The following is a 17,457-nucleotide window of genomic DNA, read 5'->3' on the forward strand; positions in this document are numbered from 1 at the left end:
TAAATAGGGAGATTATGTATGAAAAAAATTGCCTTTTCAGTACTAGCTACTTCTGCATTAGCAACAATGATTGCAGTTGGGGACGCGGAAGCAAGTTCTTATACCGTTAAACCTGGTGACTCATTATGGAAAATTGCATCTGCAAATGAAACCTCAGTTTCCCAAATAAAAGAATTAAACAACTTATCCACAGACTTTATTTTTCCAAAACAAACATTAAACTTATCAGAGACTAAGGTAACTGCTCAATCCACACCTGTTGCAGCTAAGACAGCTGAAAAGCCAGCAGCAACCTCTACTCACACTGTTAAAAGTGGTGATACTTTAGGTGCAATCGCAAACAAATATAAGACGAGCGTATCGTCTATCCAATCATTAAATAACATTTCAAATCACATTATTTATCCTGGACAAGTGTTAAAAGTACAAGGCACTCCTGCTAAAACAGCTACAGTCTCGACACCATTAAAACCAGCTGCACCTAAAGTAAATGCTCCCGCTCCTTCTACTACATCTACATACATAGTAAAAAGTGGTGACACATTAGGTCGAATTGCAAACCTTTATAAAACGACAGTAAAAAACATACAACAACTAAACGGCATTTCTTCTCATATCATTTACCCTGGACAAGCGCTTAAAGTATCAGGTACTGTGAAAGCTAAACCGACTGCACCTAAACCAGCTACACCTGCTCCAGCAGCACCAAAACCTGCTGTGCCAACAAATCCTGCAAACACAAATTACACAATTGTGAGTGGAGATACGTTGTCAGGTATTGCTTACCGTCACCGTACGACAGTAGACCAATTGATGAAGTGGAATAACTTAACGTCAACTTCTATTCGTGTTGGTCAAAAATTAAAAATTGGAGCATCTGGTGAAGTTTCACCTATCTCTGCACCTTCTAAAGTACCAACAGCACCTCCAACAGTAGTTGGCAACGCACTTTTTGAAAAAGTAATCGCAATTGCTACGCCTTTACAAGGGATTCCTTATGTATGGGGTGGTGCATCAACTTCAGGATTTGATTGCTCAGGTTTTATCTATTATGTATATAAACAAGCAGGTCTAGATGTCTCTCGTACAAGCACGACTGGTTTTGATGCTCGATCTTATGATGTGTCGAAGCCTCAACCAGGTGATTTAGTCTTCTTCTCGAACACTTATCGTCCTGGTATTTCTCATATGGGTATCTATATTGGAAATAACCAGTTCATCCATGCTGGTGGAGATCGAGTTCAAATTACAAGCTTGAGTAATACTTACTGGAATTCTAAGTTTGATAGCTTCAAACGGTTATATGCTGCAGATTGAGTTCATATCATAAAAACTTGCTAGAATGAAAGTTAAAGAAATTTAACTTCTATTCTAGCTTTTTTTATGCTTTGTCAGATCTATTCCCTGATAAGTCAACAATAAACATAGTTATATAAGAAATGCAAAATCTAGCTCGACTCCAGAAAAAAATGAGGGGAATGCCACTCAAATCCGACTTTGCATAGGAACTGGTGTCTTTCTCCGGAGGAATGGTGTCCGTCTCCAAGCGAATGGATGGAAACGTTGCGCGAATGGATGAAAAGCTATAATAATTGGTTGAAAACGTTACTTAATTGGTCGGAAACCCAAGTTGAATGGTTGAAAACCCAAGTTGAATGGTTGAAAACCCTCAGTGAGTGGTCGAAAACCAATCTCCAAGTTGAAGGTGTAGATTAATACACTTATACTTTCTCAAAAAAGGCGATTCGAAAGTCTATTTTTAAATAGACCTTCAGAATCGCCTTTTCTTATTCTGCTGCTGGTACTGCTGGTGCTTCTAGTTCTGAACTTTCACTTTCAGTCGATGGTGGTTCTTCTTCTATTGGTTCTTCTTCGACAGGTGGTTCTTCAGTTTCTTCATCTGTACTTTCTGTATCTTCTGGTTCTGTTAAGTTTGTTTTAGTCACGGCTTGAATCATATAATCTCCATATTCATCAATGATGACTTCGTAAAGAACTTGTTCTTTTATAATAGAAGGTTCTTTATCTTTTTGTGCTACTTTCGTTTCTATCGTTGTTGTCACCAGTGAACGTTTATCTTCAATAGTAATGTCATCGATTTGGAACTTCTCTACTGTAAAGACATTGTTTTTGCCTTTTAAACTATTAATTGCTTCCCGCTCTGTACGATATACTTGCGAGCCTGGTAGTAAGTAACCTTCTAAGTAGCTAAAATTCACTTCATTTTGCGCGTACGTATACAACGTCATGTATCCTTCGATAAAGTTCGCCAATAGCTCTTCGTCAAAATAGGCGTCTTCTAAGTTCGGTTGTACAGGTTCTTTTATTGCTAACGGATTTGCTTCCCAATTTTTCAGCATTTGATATACGGAATAAATCGGGATGCTGTATCCTATAGCCGGATTGTCCGTCAATATGATCGAATTAATGCCGATTACTTTTTCACTGAGCGCATCAATTAGTGGCCCACCGCTACTCCCAGGAGCAATACTTGCATCAATTTCATAAAGGTCCGTATAAATAAAGTTTTCGTCAAAATCTCTTCCTGTTGAAGTAACTTTCCCTGTTGTAGCCGTATTCGATTTATTGTTGGGACTACCAATTGCGATGACACTTGTACCAACAGTCGATTGCATAAGATCCATCTCCATCGGTTGTTTACCAGTGATTTCGTCAACTCTAATAAGTGCCACGTCAACCGTATCAGAAATACCAATTACATTTCCAACGAATTCTTGTCCCGTATTATTAACCACCGTTACTGTACTGTAACCTTCGACAACATGTGCGTTTGTCACAATGTCCCCTTTATCGTTATAAAGGAACCCTGAGCCTTGTTGTGATTCGGTATACACTGTATAGACAGTTGGTAGTAAAGAAGCTAAGATAGCCTCCTGATCACGTTCTTCTACCCGCTCCTCTTCCACGACTGGCTGTGTGACATCTGGTTTCGATATATCTTTCTCTGGTGGGGTTGGTTTTGGAGTTTCGTTTATAACAGTTCCTTCTGGATTTTCCGGTTTTTCCGTTTCGATTTCAGGGTCAGTTGGAGATTTTGCTTCTTCCGTAGCTTCTTCCACTTCGGGAGGTTTTTCTTTGGATTCCTTTACTGGTTCTGGAGCAAACTGTAACCACAGTATGAAACCTGCAACTAGCGCGATTGCAAGTAATAATATGACAGTTTTAATAGATGACCGTTTTTTTGAAATAGGTTCATTATATCGTTTAGGTTCTTTCATGCCATATCACACTTTCATTTATATTTCTCTTTCTTTAAGCCTATATCCCATTTGACGAGAGTGCAAACAAAAAGTTGCAGTCCGTTTATAAAAAATGGACTACAACTAATTTATTACTCTATTCGATTCATTTCCATAACAGAGGCTTCTTCTTTGTCTCCATTTTTAGTTATGACTTCTTCCTTGATAACACCTAACCCCTTCGCAAAATAAAAGCGAGAGATTGTTTGTTGTTTGGAAGTTTCCGAAGTAATCGTTTGTTCAATAACTAGTACATCCTTATATGTGCCAGCAGGTACCTTCAAGTCTAAATCGTCTTTAACAACTTTCCATGCTTGTGATCCTTTTTGTTCATTTAACATGTCAATATACACTTCTGGAGCTGACGTAGCTTCAAACTTATCAATGGTCACTCCATCAGTATCCTCAGAGTTATTAAACAGCATGGTAAGTTTTGTAGGCGTCCATTCGGAAATTTGGATTGTCTCTACGTCACCAAATGTTATGGATTCTAGCATACGGTTAGCTTTAACAGATTTAACTTCTCGTACAATTTCAAATTCTTCAAGTAAGAAGATTTTTTTCATTGCACGTTTCGGCATATATTCTACAAGCCCTTTGTTTGCCACTACTTCTTTTTCACCTTGAGTACTGTCAGTCACGCTGTCTTCCTCCGCTTCATCTGCTGATTCATCCGGATTCTTTTCCTCGATATTTTCAGTAGTCTCACCCTCAGTAGACTCTTCTTCCGTCACTTTTGGGTCTTTCTCTTCTTCTTTAGGCTCAGTAGAAGCCGTTTCTTGCTCTTTATTAACTTCTTCAGTGTTACCTGATTCTTTATCGATGTCATTAAATTTAAACGAGTTTTTGTCTGAACAAGCAGCGAGTACCAGTATAAGTGGCACGATGGCCAACAATTTCTTCATCGAACCCCTCTTTTCAGTTATTTTAATTTATCAATTTCTGCTTTAACAGCATTTGGAACGACTCCACCTGAATAAAGTGATGTTGATGTTACTCGTTCTTTTAAATAAGACGTTAAAGTTGGGCGTAATGTTTCAGAAATCGATTTCCCTACGATAAATAGTGGTGCTTGATACTTACCTGACAATGATGATGATACTAAAGCATCTGGATAGTTTGTGCCAGTTGAAACAACGATTGTCGGTGACTTCAATGTATCGGTAAAGTGTTTAATTAGCGCTGCATTAGTACCATAGCGGTCTATTCCAGCAAGTCGTGTTACATTATCTGCTCCAGCTTGAACTTTAATTTTTTCTTCTAGTCCTGTTGAAACTACCGTTTTACCACCAACGATGACTGTTGGCTTGCTGTAAACTTGATCGTTAATCGCATCTGTATAAGAAGTTCCATTACTTAATACAACATGCCATCCTTGCATGACCGCAATACTTGTAGCCGATAATGCATCTGGGAAGTTAGTTCCTGATGCTATAAATATACCTTTAGGCTTCGGTAATTTACTGTTAATGACTTCATTTGTTTCATAACGCGTTTCGCCGGATACACGTTCAATTACAATCGTCGGAATCGCTTTTTTCAATTGATTTACTACATTAGCTGATAAAGCTACTTCACCACCAACTAGTACTACCTTCGTTGATTTTAGACGTTTTATTTCATTCAGTACGTCTGTGTTTAATTTATCGACAGGATTTAACAAAATCGGTGCATTGTCATAATACATAGCCAATGGCCCTGCTGACAGTGCATCTGCATATCCAAAGGCAGTAGCTAAAACGACCGTTTTTTGAGATTTTGATGAGCTAAACCCAGATGGATACAATGATTTAGACACTTCAATCGCTGTTAAGTATCTAGTTGTCCCACTTACAGTTTTACTCACTTTATTCGGTGTAATTTGAACTGGATTCGTGTATGTAACTGTTTTTGTTGATGTGTCATAAACAGTCGTACCCGGCCACAATGCTGCATAGTTTTGTGCTAATGTTTTATCATAAAATGATTTAAGTGTACCTTTAACTTTGTGTCGAACTTCAAATGATTGTGGCAATACTGAAGACCATAGTGTGCTTTTCGTTTCTGTATTTTCAAGTGTTGCTTTTGGTAGTGATTCAGCCACTTCTCTTGCAACAGTTCGTTGATATTCTTGTTCTACTATATTTTGATTAGGATCCAATACTGAATATTTCTTTGGTAAATAGTTAGACCATTTAATTTCGCCCGTTGGATGATGCACAACACGTGTATTGCTATAATTTGCCGCGTAGGCTATAGCTTCTTTTTCTGTTGAGAAATTTCTTTTATTTAATTCAACTGATGTGTGATATGCCTGATAATCTTGCGAGGTATTGTCAAAAATGATTGCTCCTGCTCTTTTGTCAAATACCGTTACATTCTTTTGAGTGCCGGCATACGTTAAAGCCTCACTTTTTGATGTGAAGGTTTTAATTATCGTGCCTTGTTCGTTTTTCACTTGGAAGATTTTGAAATACTTGTCCACTCCATTTGCAATGGCTACAGCAATTCCTTGTTGGAAAGTAGCTGTTTTAACTTTCTTTTCCGCAGTTGGGTTTGACATGTATTCTACTTCTGACAAAATAGATGGAACTTGTGCATTTCTTGTAACGTAAAGACTATTGTGGATAATTCCTCGTCCTTCACTATTAGCACCTGAATTAATGACACTTTGATGAGTCATTTGAGCAAGTCTTCCACTCTCTCTTGAGTATTTTACTTGCATCGGATCTGGTGGATAGTCTGGATCTAAATAGTCTTTATTGTAATAATATGTTTCATACCCTTTAGATAATGGAGATGAACTTGCATTATGGTGAACCGAAACAAAAATAGAGTTATCATTGCGACCAGCAACCATCGTATTTGATAATTTTGTACGTGCTTTTAAGTCTTCTGATGAAGATACGCTTGAAAAGTGCTTATCTGTTGTACGCGTCATTTTCACTTCATATCCGCGAGATTGTAAAACACTGCGTAAACGTAAAGAAACTTCTAAATTTGCTTTTTTCTCATAATAACCGGTCGTAGAACCTGAATATCCACTTGTACCTGAATACATCCCACCGTGACCTGGATCAATCACAATTAATGGTTTTGTAGACACTTCAGCTGCTTGAGACTGTACCGGTATACTAAGGGCAAATAAGGCTACACATATTACTTTGATAAAGTTTTTCAACAATGTTTCGTTCCCCGCTTTCTCATTTCCCATAAATCTTGGAGGGGTATACCCCCTCACTTGTTATTTAATTTATTTAATATAGTCTTTAGCTTGTTCAATTGTTATACCTTGGTAATAGAATGCTAGAATCTCTTCCGCCTTAATTCCAGCTTTGCTTCGTCCATAAGCTCCATACTGGCTTAAGCCAATACCATGTCCGTAACCTGTACCGTTTAGAGCGAATTCACCATTTGAGGCTCTATCTTCAACGTTAAAGTCACTACTCTTCAATACCGTACTGCCAAATAAGCTACGTAATTGAGAACCTGTTAAGTTGATTTCAGTTGTGAACTTTTGTAATGTCCCACCGATATATTTAGACAAGCTGTATTTCAATTCTTTTGAAACTACAGTTTCGCCACCTAAGTAATATAATGTTTCTGGTTGGGCTACATCTTCTAGATAGCTAACTGGTATTTTCTTAGCATCAGGATGTAACAATAATATAGAAGAATTATTTTTTGCAGCTAATACTGAACCAGCAAGTGCATCTATAAATCCGTAAGCATTCCCTATTACCAGTGAGTCACCAGGCATTACGAATTTTTTATTGATCGCAATACTTGTATCTACTCGACTCGGTCCATAAGTACGATCAATTGCATATCCTGAGTTTTTCAAAGTCGTTTCAACTTCTGACGAAACAACATCTGATCCACCAATAAGATTTACAGTCGTTTTCTTGCTATTTTTCAAGTAATCTTTCGTATTTTGTGATACATTTATTCCCTTTTGAATGATGATTGGAATTTGGTTTCGCGCAGCATATGGGCTGATTGATAATGCATCTGAAGAGTTTTCGTCACCAGTTGCAAAGAATACAGATTGTGAGCTTCCACCCACAACTTTTGCAATTTCAATGGATGTATCGGTACGTGATTTCCCTGATACTCGTTTTATGTTAAACCCTAAATCTACTAATCTTTTTTCAACATTAGATGAAATTGCTGTTGTTCCACCAAGTAAGTAGACAGTTGCTTTTGGATTTAAAGAATCTTTTAAATAGTTCTCAACCGAAGCTGGTAAAGCGTTTGTACGTGTTAGCAAGATTGGTGTATCCAATTTGTTAGCTAACACTGAACCTGCTAGTGCATCAACAGGTAAGTCGCCACGACCTAACACTGCAAAGTTACGTTTACCCGACCAGCCTTCTTTTGCTACTTCAACTGCTGTTTCGTAACGTGTTTCGCCTTCTAGTGTTTGCGATTGAGCACCTAGCTTCATTGCATAGTACAAGCTATTATCTGGATTTTTTTTGCTAGCATAATAAGATAATTTAAATGTAATATCTTGTACTTTTCCTGTATTGCTGAAATCTACCGTTTTAATACTATTAACAGAATCAATTTTAATAGAGTCCATTGTTGGATCAATTACTTTTAATTCTTTCAAAGCTTGTGTTTTTAATTTTGAAAACGCTGTACGACTGTTCGCATCTGTCACTACTGAAGAAAGCAAATTGTTCTCCGTTGTTGTGTTCCACCAACTAGCAGGATTTGTTAAGTCTAATTCAGCTAGTTGGTTCTTTTTAAATTGTATTGGTGTTGGCCATTTATATTTATCGTAAGTATCTGTTTGAGTCTTATTGATATAGTCAAGACCGCTAGACCAATATTGTTGAGGTAATTCTGTTTGTCCACCATTTGAAGCAGAGAAAAATCCTGTAACAAACCCTTTGGAACCATTAGGTTTTTTATACGTCATAATCATACCTTTTGTTGTATCAACTGCATCTGTTGTGTATACGTTAAAACGATCGAAAGCTGGAGAGATCTTGTCCCACACAAATCCTTGATACACTTGGAAAGTTGTCGTATCATCAATTTCCAACTGAGTATTTCCGTTCATTTTAGCGAAAATATATGAACGAGCTGCAACCGCTTGTGCACGAAGTGCTTCTTGTCCACCGTTCGGTCCACCCCAACTTGCAGGCATTTCTCCAGGTAATACACCTTTTAAATAATCTTCAAATCCTAAATGGTTTACAGGTTGGATTTGTTGGGTATTTGAAACTGTATCAAGTCTAAAAATAATGGTTCCCATATGAGGTCTTTTTACTGTAGACTTCATATTTTCTAGTAATATATAATTTTCTTTTGCATATAATTTCGGTTCAATCGTCACAGTGGTTAGATCTTTTTTGAGTAAACTAGTACCTTCGAAAAGTGAGATTTTCGAGTTTTGAATCGCTAATTTATACGTCACACCTTTTTTCAAAACGATTGTACTATCTTCTTTTAAAACCGACCCACCCATAGGGGTAAATTGATAGGTTTTAGAAGGACCTAAGTTATTAGTTAATTTCACTTTAACAATGAAATTTTCAGTATCCGTGGCAGCATGAACGGGGTTAGAATCAGAGAATAGTAGAAGTATTGCAAAAATTATAGCTGTAGTGGAAATTAATTTTAGTACTTTAGACATTATTCGCCATCCTTTGGTTTTCTTTCATTATAATAAAAAATTGCCCATTATTGTATCTAAATATGACAAATGAGTAGTTTTACCTTGATTTTTCGACAAAATATGACGTAAGACCGATATAACCAATAGAAAAAAAGCCTTCTAAATTTTCATTTAGAAGACTTAGGATAAAATACAATTTTATTTAAAACGATTGTAACTTGTGAAATGGTCTTTCCAGTAATAATCAGTTACTTTATTAATCTGAACTTTGTCTCCACCGGCATGGATAAATGATCCATTACCAATATAGATTCCCATGTGAGAGATACCTGATTTATAAGTATTTGAAAAGAAAACTAGATCTCCTGGTTGTGGAGATGATACTTTATTTGTCATGCTGTAATAACCAGATGTATTCGTACGAGCTAATTCAATTCCTGCTGCATTGTGTACATAATAGATATAGCCAGAACAGTCAAAACCAGATGGTGTAGTACCACCAAATACGTATGGAGTACCCAAATATTGTTTTGCTTCTTCAACTAATTTTTCTTCTGCACTAGCTGCTGGTTTTGATACCGTTTGTACGACAGGCTTTGTTGCTCCTAGTGCATATTTAGAAACTGCTGCTTCTCCACCAACTACTTTAAGTGAAGGCATTTTTTTATTTTCGATAACTTTTTTAGTTGCTGCTGGTAATCTATCTTTTGCCACTAACAAAACAGGTACACCTTTATTTGCTGCGTACACTGAACCAGTTAATGCATCGGCGTAGCTTACGCCTGAAGCAACTAACGGTATCGTGTTTGTAGCTGGATAATATTTATCAACAACTGCTTTCATCGTTCCATAACGATCTTCACCTGAAACTCGAATAGCACCAGTTTGTTTTAGTTTATTTAACACTCTATCACTAACTGCTTTTGTTCCACCAACTACAATATAGTTCGAATATTTTTGTGTAAAACGAATTTCGGAAGGCGTTGTTAATAATATTGGCATTCCTTTTTGAGCTGCGTACGAAGCGATTGCTAAACTATCTGCGAAAGATGCACCGTTAGCAACAACTGCTGTCGAACCGCCAACTTCTAGTGCGATATTTTCAGCTGTTTCGTAACGATTTTCACCTTTAATACGTTCTACTGTAACAAGTGATTTTAGTTTATTTTCAACCGTTGACGAGATCGTGCCTGTTCCGCCAAGAATGATGGCTTTTTTCACGCCTAATCGTTTCAATTCTTTAAGAACATCTGCATCTATACTAGATTTCTTTACTAATAGAATTGGGGCTTTTAATTTTTTCGCTAGTGGTGCACCTGCTAATGCATCTGGGAAGTTTTCTCCAGAAGCGATGATAACAGTTGAGGAACTATTCCATCCTGTTTGTGAAACTTTAATTGCTGTATGGTATCTACTTTCACCTGAAATACGAGTGAAATCTCTAATAGTATCATCATTGGCATATGTAGGAGAGTTTGCTGCGACTAAGGAAAGGGTTGTTGCTATCACGATGGACCCGAGTATTTTCTGAATTTTCATAGGTTAAGGGTTAAACTCCTTTTATTCTCATAATTTACTAACTATTTTTGATTTTAACACGCAGAAAGTTAGATAAACATTACAGTATTATTACATTTTGTAACAAATGTGTATCAAAAAAAGTCGAAGTGCAATGCACTTCGACTTTTTTCTTCCTATTTAGTTGCCTTTATACTTAACAAAATTAAGTAGAGGACGGTAATTCTTACCTGCCAATCCGATTAGTTCGACAACGATTTCAATTGCGACAAACATCAACGAAATAATTAAGATACCTCCCCAAACTGTTGACTGGGAAAATAGAATTCCTGCTCCACCAAACATTGCGGCCATTCCATAAATTAATAATACGGTTTGTCTGTGAGAGAATCCTGAATTTAATAAGCAATGGTGCAAGTGAGATTTATCAGGTGCAGAAAGCTTTTGTTTTGTACGTAAGCGACGTATGATCGCGAAAAACGTATCAGATATTGGTACACCTAAAATAATAATTGGGATTGCTAAAGATATAAATGTAATATTTTTAAACCCTAGTAGCGACAGCACGCCGATTATGAACCCTAGGAAAAGTGCGCCTGTATCTCCCATGAATATCTTTGCGGGATAAAAATTATAAAACAAAAATCCAATAGTACTAACAGCCAACATCAACGACATTGCTAAAACAAACATATCTCCCATTAGAAACGCCATGATTGACAATGTTAACAATCCTATCGTAGATACTCCGGCAGCTAGTCCATCTAATCCATCAATTAAATTTACCGCATTGGTAATACCTACAATCCAGATGATCGTTAGAAAAGCACTTAAAAAACCGAAATCTAACTCTCCACCGAATGGTAAATTAATAAATCCAATTTCAATATTCCCTAAATATACGACAATTCCAGCTGCAAGAAGTTGTCCAGCTAATTTAATAATCGGACGCAACTCATATAAATCATCAAAGACACCTGTAAGCACAATAATGAATGCGCCAATAATGATATACATTGCACTTGGAGATTCGGGTTGATATATAAAAAATCCTATAATAAACGCTAAAAAGATCGCCAATCCGCCTAGTCTAGGCATGATTCGCACATGCACCTTACGATGATTTGGTTGATCGACAGCACCAATTTTAATCGCAAATTTCTTAACTAAAGGTGTAATTAATAATGAAGCAATAAATACTAATATTAGTGTTGTTGCCAAAAACATTTTCTTTCCTCCTTGCATGTATCGTGCGCCATTTAGACGAATACATCCACATTATTATAGCATGACCATGTTAAAGATAAAGGAGAATTTAAATCCTATTATTTTTACCCATTCCAGAGCCTATTCATTCAATAAGACGTGTATCTATTTATATAGTTTCAATAATCATATTTTTATAGATTTGATAAAGAGAATTTTGTAATTGTGCGTTAGAGAAGTTAGCTTTTGCATGGGCATTAAGCAATTGACCCATTTGTTGTAGTGACTCATTTCTTTTCGCTTCAATCGCTTCCATTAAGGAATGTGCTAATTCATCGACATTTCTGGGTTGTACAATCCACCCAAGTTCCTTGCTGATAATCAAATCACCAACTCCACCTACATCAGTGGTAATGATTGGCGTATGAGCATTTGCTGATTCTAACAAAACGAGGGGGAAACTCTCGCTATATGAAGTTAGCAATGAAACATCTGCCAAGGCCAATAATTGAGGAATGTCTTTTCTAAATCCGACCAGTTTCACTTGGTTCGACAAATTTTTCTGCTTAATAATAGATTCGATTTCTTTACGTTCAGGTCCTTCTCCAACGAGTAATAATTTAAAATCTTTTACAAGTTGCAATTTTTCTATTGCCTCTAGTAATACTGAATGTCCTTTAACAGGGTGTAATCGTGCAATATGAACTGCCACAAAATCTTTGTCAGTTATATTGTAATTATTTCTAAGTTGGACTACTTCTTCTTTAACGTCCAGCTCTTCAAAGTCTATTCCATTAAAAATGGTAGTAATTTTTTGTTCAGCAACTCCATATGACACGAGCATTTCTTTAAATCTAGTTGACACAGCAAAGATTTGATCTGCTTTTTTTATCGCCCGACGATTTAAATACTGAAAAATCATTGCCAATGGTTTAGGTTGATGTAAAAAATCAAGGTTCGGGTCACTATGTACGGTAATCGCCCAAGGAATAGTCAACTTAGAGGATATATTGGTCATGATGAAATTTGCACGTGGCCCATGTGAATGGACAATTTCTATGCCATTTTGTTTTATATGATCAAGAATTTTTTCATTTACGCTACGGTCAATTCTTCCTTGCTGCTGAATAACGGTAACTTTGATTCCTTTTTCTCTCGCGTCTTGTGCAAATGCACCTTCCGTTAAGAGTAGCAATTCCGCTTCAAATGGCGCATTGTGAAAAAGTTGTATAAGGTGCTTTTTAGAACCACCCGTTTCTCCTCCACTAATGATGTGTAAAATCTTCATGTATTTCCCTCCAGTTACCTCTGGTTTAACGATTACGGTTTCTTGCCACTTTCACTAAAAACATAGGCAGAGCCATTTGGCGTTTGATACGTGACGGTTGTTTTAGTAAACGGTATAACCACTCAGTTCCTGTTTTTTGAAACATCTCCGGTGCCCGTTTTACATTACCACTATAAACATCGAAGCTTCCTCCAACTCCTTGAAAAACATTTACATGAAGTTGATCCATATGGTTTTTGATAAACAACTCTTGTTTCGGACTTCCTAAAGCCACAAATAATATATGAGGCTTTGCTTCGTTGATCGTTGTAACTATTTGTTGTGTATCTTTAACATAGCCATCCAGAGTTCCTGCAATAATCAATTTCGGGAATCGTTCTTTGATGTGTTGTGCTGCTTTTTGAACGGTTTCGGGCGTTGCGCCATACATAAAAATTTTCCATTCATTGGTGTTTGCCAACTTCAATAAATTCCCCATCATGCCAATCCCTGTTACTCGTCCTCTTACGATCCCGCCACTTAGTTTTGATGCAATCGACACACCAATCCCATCTGGAATTTGATACGTAGATTCGTTTAATAATTGACGAAGACTTGGATCTTGCTCCGCCATTATAATTTTTTCAGGATTGACCGCTACAATGCGAACTTTTTGATTTTGTCTAATATCATCTTCAATACGTTTCATCAACTGTTGTTCGTTTAATGTTGTCACATCAACGCCCATAATATTTTCCTTCAATCTTTCATCTCCCTCAAAAGAAAAAGACATTCCAATAAGAGAAATGTCTTTTTTTCCTTTAACCAATTGGATTTCCTTTTCCATCTCCAAGTTTATACACGGTAAATCCTGCTGCTTCCCACTCTTCGCGATTAATGCAGTTTTTTGTATCCAAAACAATTCGTGTTGTCATTAACTCTGCAAGTGTATGAGGATTCAATTTTTTGAAGTAATCGTGATCTGTCAAAATGACTAATGTGTCAGCATGTGTAATGGCATCCTCAAATGATTGTGTTTGAGAAGGAACCTTATTTTCAAGAACATGCGGATCAAACGACACTAAATTTATGTCTTCATGTGATAACTTCTCGACAATTTCCATAGAAGGACTTTCACGAACGTCATCAATATTAGATTTAAACGTCAAACCTAATACGGCAACACGTGGGTTTCTTACATAATTAGATTTTAAGATTTCAAGTGTTTTGTTCACCGTGAAACTAGGCATGCCATCATTCGTTAAACGTGATAAGTGAATGATTTTTGCTAATTCAGTTTGTTTTTCTACTAAGAACCAAGGATCAACTGCGATACAGTGACCGCCAACGCCTGGTCCTGGAAAGTGAATATTAACTCGAGGATGATGGTTTGCTAAAGATATAGCTTCCCATGCATTGACGCCAAGATTTTCACTCATTTTAGCTATTTCATTTGCAAACGCAATGTTCACGTCTCTAAAAGTATTTTCAATTACTTTAACCATTTCAGCTGTCGTAACGTCGGTCATATGGAATTCACCTTTGACAAAGCTTAGGTAAAATTCTCTTGTACGTTCTGCAGACTCTGCATTAATTCCACCAATAATTCGACTGTTATTGACCAATTCTTCAAACACTTTACCTGGAATTACTCGTTCAGGTGAGTGAGAAACAAATAATTCTGTCCCAAACTCTAAATTCGCTTCCGCTAAAATTGGCATCATAACGTCCATCACCGTACGTGGTGGTACCGTTGATTCAAGAACGACCAAGTCACCTTTTTTCAAGAAAGGCACAATTGAAGCTGTTGCTGCTTCGATATATTTCATATCAGCCGTTTTTTCAGCTGTAATCGGTGAAGGTACCGCAACTATGAACATATCTGCCTCTTCAGGAGTAGTAGAAACAGTAAATGTTCCTCCAACTAATGATTTTGTTAAATATTCTTGAAGACCTGGTTCTTCTATATGCACTTGCCCTTTTGATAATAAATTAATCGCTCGCTCACTTACATCGACACCCAACACTTGATAGCCGTGATTAGCAAACATCACTGCTGTGGGTAAACCGATATAACCAAGTCCTACAACACAGATTTTTTTCAATTGTTTTCGCCTCGATTTTTATGTATATTGTTACTTTCCCTAATCAGTATATCTAAATTCCCCATAAAAAGACAGTATTAGCTAATAGGAAAGACCGCCTAATCATAGACGGACTTTTATACTCTATAAGTCATCATTGTCATACATAGCCTACAATTGGAGCCCATATTAGCTCATTTATTGGGATAAAAGCTGTTAAATAATAAATATTAGGAGCAGTATTTACCTATACTATTATATAATTGGACATTTTTTGGTACAGAAGTACTTTTCGTTTAAAAAAATATTTTCTAGATGGACTCAGTCACAGTACAGGTTGACGGAGTGATGCTACAGGTTGTACAAAATGACACAATTCCCTTTATTATGATCAATCTCCACGTGCAAAGGTTAGTTTCACAGAAAAATAGACTACTTGAATTCACAAGTAGTCTACGAAAGTATTTTATTTTAATCTGTTTGATTATCTTCAGATGTATATGGAATAAGTAAGCTATCTGATAGATTGAGTAGTTCTTGCATATCTTCGGTATTTTGAAGGATATATGGTAAATCTAAATCAGTCCGCTTCATATCTTCCAAATTGTAAAATCGTTTTGGAAAGCGAGCATTTTCAGCGATATAAAAGTTTTCGTTATTAATAAATGAACCCCCAGGGAGATAGTAACGCATGGTAAGTAGATTGTTTTTATAGTGAAATAAATTCTGTCCCATTATCGGTGTTTTTATTTCAATTCCCAATAAGTTTAGAAGAGTCGGCATCATATCAACTTGGCCACCCAAGTTGGTATTTATCGTGTGATTCTTAAATACACCGGGAACTGTGACAATAAATGGGATAGTGAACCTGTCTTTTAATGAATATTGGTGTCCTAATAATGAACCCATAAACTCATTATCTTTAGGCGTCATCGGTCTTCCATGAAGACCTGAGTGATCACCGAATACCACAATAACTGACTCATCATAAATCCCTAAATCTTTTAAATTTTGAACAAAACGACCAATCTGCTCATCCGTGTACCGTACTGACTGCAAATAGTTTCCTACATATGTGTCTTCGTATTTTTTGGGTAGATTCAAAAATTCGTCCTTTTTTGGCATTTCAAAAGGAGTATGACTTGTGAGGGTCATAATGTTGGCATACATCCGTTCATCTGCTTTGACTTTTTCCTTTACTTGTTCCGTAACAAAGTCGAATAAAACAGAATCAGATGGACCAAAACCAATGACATCTTCGTTTGGAATCTCATTCTCTGTAAATGCTTTTTGGAATCCAAGGACTGGATACAAAACATCGCGATTCCAATACTCAATCTCATCCGCATGGAAAGTCATAGATCTATAATCAGCTCTATTTAAATAATTGACCATCGAAGGCATGGGTTTTCCATTCAGAAAATTGACTGTTGCCTCCATTCCTTTAGGATATAAGGAAGTATGCAATAACCATTCAGAATCCGAGGTATTTCCTGCTCCAATTTGTTGGAATACATTGGTGAATTCCGTGCTTTCCCCCAATAATTTATTGATGTTCGGGGTGATTTCTTGGTTATTGATCTCTTGTCCAACAACAAATTCTTGCAGAGACTCAACTTGAATCACAAACAAATGTCGATCCTTTGCTAAGCCAAAACTAGTATGTTCAATATCTGGCACGTATTCATTGTTCTTCAATTCAATCAAGTTCTCATAATCAAAATCATTCTCACCCATTTGAGTTACCGTGATATTTTGGCTCATGTTTCGGTTCATCATTTGGGTAATTTGTGTATTCAAATATCCATATTCTTTCGATGTTGCAGAAACATCGTAAATGGTGTTATTGAACGCATTGCTTTGAATAATTATAGTTACTAGAAGTAACACCGATACCATCACAATGTTTACACGTGGTACTGAAAGTGTTTCAGACTTTCTGAAAACCACAAAAGCAACGATCAAAATCAATGTGTCGATGAAAAAAATGACATCACTAAATGCGTATAAATAAGGTAATATTTCAACGATTGAGCTAGCTTGTCCCGTTTGGCTCAAATCAAAATAAGATGGAACAATTAAAAAGTAGCGTTCATACCAAGTAATCATAAGCATTAGAACAGAGCTTAGTAGACTGATCACAATCATAAAGGGTATAGGATTTTTCTTGAACAATAGAAAAATGAAAAAATAGGGCAGTAACCAAAGAATTGATTCACTTAATAAACCAATTAAAGATAGATCATTGAATAATTCATATCTGAAATAACACACTTTTGCGATGACAATCGCTATGGTTATTGCTGTTAGTAGAAGGGGGGATTTCATCATTTTCACGAACTTCAAAAACTCCTTTTAGAAAAATTAACATTCGCTTTACATTTTGTCATAAACTTTACATGCTTTTAACATATTCTATCATATTAGTTCAATAGAAAGGTTATTTCTAGATGATAAAATCTGGAAAAAAAGAGACACAATTTGAGTTAATTGTGTCTCCTACAGGAAATGCCG

12 protein-coding genes are annotated in these 17,457 nt (G+C 36.4%); 2 read left to right on the top strand and 10 right to left on the bottom strand.

What is annotated here, in order from left to right:
• Positions 1–18: 18 nt before the first annotated feature.
• Together C8K15_RS15130 and C8K15_RS20390 are read left to right on the top strand one after the other, a co-directional pair.
• On the top strand, positions 19–1,317 hold the full coding sequence (locus C8K15_RS15130; RefSeq protein ID WP_108587219.1) for a C40 family peptidase: 1,299 nt from the start codon (positions 19–21) through the stop codon (positions 1,315–1,317).
• A 237-nt stretch (positions 1,318–1,554) separates the two neighbouring features.
• Positions 1,555–1,716, top strand: a complete 162-nt coding sequence (locus C8K15_RS20390) for a hypothetical protein (RefSeq protein WP_233260516.1) — start codon at positions 1,555–1,557, stop codon at positions 1,714–1,716.
• Between the two features lie 71 nt (positions 1,717–1,787).
• On the opposite strand, the gene C8K15_RS15135 is transcribed toward C8K15_RS20390, so the two are convergent.
• The 10 genes from C8K15_RS15135 to C8K15_RS15180 form a co-directional block, all read right to left on the bottom strand.
• Positions 1,788–3,239, bottom strand: a complete 1,452-nt coding sequence (locus tag C8K15_RS15135; RefSeq protein ID WP_108587220.1) for a S1C family serine protease — start codon at positions 3,237–3,239, stop codon at positions 1,788–1,790.
• Positions 3,240–3,352: 113 nt separating this feature from the next.
• Complete coding sequence (locus C8K15_RS15140) at positions 3,353–4,165, bottom strand: hypothetical protein (protein WP_108587221.1); 813 nt, start codon at positions 4,163–4,165, stop codon at positions 3,353–3,355.
• Between the two features lie 17 nt (positions 4,166–4,182).
• A complete protein-coding gene (locus C8K15_RS15145; protein ID WP_233260517.1) occupies positions 4,183–6,453 on the bottom strand; it encodes an N-acetylmuramoyl-L-alanine amidase in 2,271 nt (756 codons plus the stop codon).
• 39 nt (positions 6,454–6,492) lie between these two features.
• Entirely contained in the window at positions 6,493–8,886 is a 2,394-nt protein-coding gene (locus C8K15_RS15150; protein WP_108587222.1) for a SpoIID/LytB domain-containing protein, read from the bottom strand.
• Between the two features lie 180 nt (positions 8,887–9,066).
• Positions 9,067–10,407, bottom strand: a complete 1,341-nt coding sequence (locus C8K15_RS15155; RefSeq protein WP_108587223.1) for a cell wall-binding repeat-containing protein — start codon at positions 10,405–10,407, stop codon at positions 9,067–9,069.
• Between the two features lie 159 nt (positions 10,408–10,566).
• Positions 10,567–11,613, bottom strand: coding sequence for a glycosyltransferase family 4 protein (locus tag C8K15_RS15160; protein ID WP_108587224.1), 1,047 nt, complete (start codon positions 11,611–11,613; stop codon positions 10,567–10,569).
• Positions 11,614–11,761: 148 nt separating this feature from the next.
• Complete coding sequence (locus C8K15_RS15165; protein ID WP_108587225.1) at positions 11,762–12,880, bottom strand: glycosyltransferase family 4 protein; 1,119 nt, start codon at positions 12,878–12,880, stop codon at positions 11,762–11,764.
• A 25-nt stretch (positions 12,881–12,905) separates the two neighbouring features.
• Complete coding sequence (locus tag C8K15_RS15170; RefSeq protein WP_108587260.1) at positions 12,906–13,622, bottom strand: WecB/TagA/CpsF family glycosyltransferase; 717 nt, start codon at positions 13,620–13,622, stop codon at positions 12,906–12,908.
• Positions 13,623–13,680: 58 nt separating this feature from the next.
• Positions 13,681–14,964, bottom strand: coding sequence for a nucleotide sugar dehydrogenase (locus tag C8K15_RS15175; RefSeq protein WP_108587226.1), 1,284 nt, complete (start codon positions 14,962–14,964; stop codon positions 13,681–13,683).
• Positions 14,965–15,414: 450 nt separating this feature from the next.
• The gene (locus C8K15_RS15180) at positions 15,415–17,274 is read right to left on the bottom strand and encodes an LTA synthase family protein (protein ID WP_233260520.1); all 1,860 of its coding nucleotides are present in this window, start codon (positions 17,272–17,274) and stop codon (positions 15,415–15,417) included.
• Between the last annotated feature and the right edge of the window lie 183 nt (positions 17,275–17,457).

The sequence above is a fragment of the Paenisporosarcina sp. OV554 genome (assembly GCF_003058165.1).
GTDB lineage: Bacteria > Bacillota > Bacilli > Bacillales_A > Planococcaceae > Paenisporosarcina.

Excerpts from the sequence above, each read along its gene's own strand:
- C8K15_RS15160 (WP_108587224.1), bottom strand. The coding sequence starts at position 11,613 with ATGTTTTTGGCAACAACACTAATATTAGTATTTATTGCTTCATTATTA.
- C8K15_RS15135 (WP_108587220.1), bottom strand. The coding sequence starts at position 3,239 with ATGAAAGAACCTAAACGATATAATGAACCTATTTCAAAAAAACGGTCA.
- C8K15_RS15145 (WP_233260517.1), bottom strand. The coding sequence starts at position 6,453 with ATGGGAAATGAGAAAGCGGGGAACGAAACATTGTTGAAAAACTTTATC.
- C8K15_RS15150 (WP_108587222.1), bottom strand. The coding sequence starts at position 8,886 with ATGTCTAAAGTACTAAAATTAATTTCCACTACAGCTATAATTTTTGCA.
- C8K15_RS15140 (WP_108587221.1), bottom strand. The coding sequence starts at position 4,165 with ATGAAGAAATTGTTGGCCATCGTGCCACTTATACTGGTACTCGCTGCT.
- C8K15_RS15180 (WP_233260520.1), bottom strand. The coding sequence starts at position 17,274 with ATGATGAAATCCCCCCTTCTACTAACAGCAATAACCATAGCGATTGTC.
- C8K15_RS20390 (WP_233260516.1), top strand. The coding sequence starts at position 1,555 with ATGGAAACGTTGCGCGAATGGATGAAAAGCTATAATAATTGGTTGAAA.
- C8K15_RS15155 (WP_108587223.1), bottom strand. The coding sequence starts at position 10,407 with ATGAAAATTCAGAAAATACTCGGGTCCATCGTGATAGCAACAACCCTT.
- C8K15_RS15165 (WP_108587225.1), bottom strand. The coding sequence starts at position 12,880 with ATGAAGATTTTACACATCATTAGTGGAGGAGAAACGGGTGGTTCTAAA.
- C8K15_RS15130 (WP_108587219.1), top strand. The coding sequence starts at position 19 with ATGAAAAAAATTGCCTTTTCAGTACTAGCTACTTCTGCATTAGCAACA.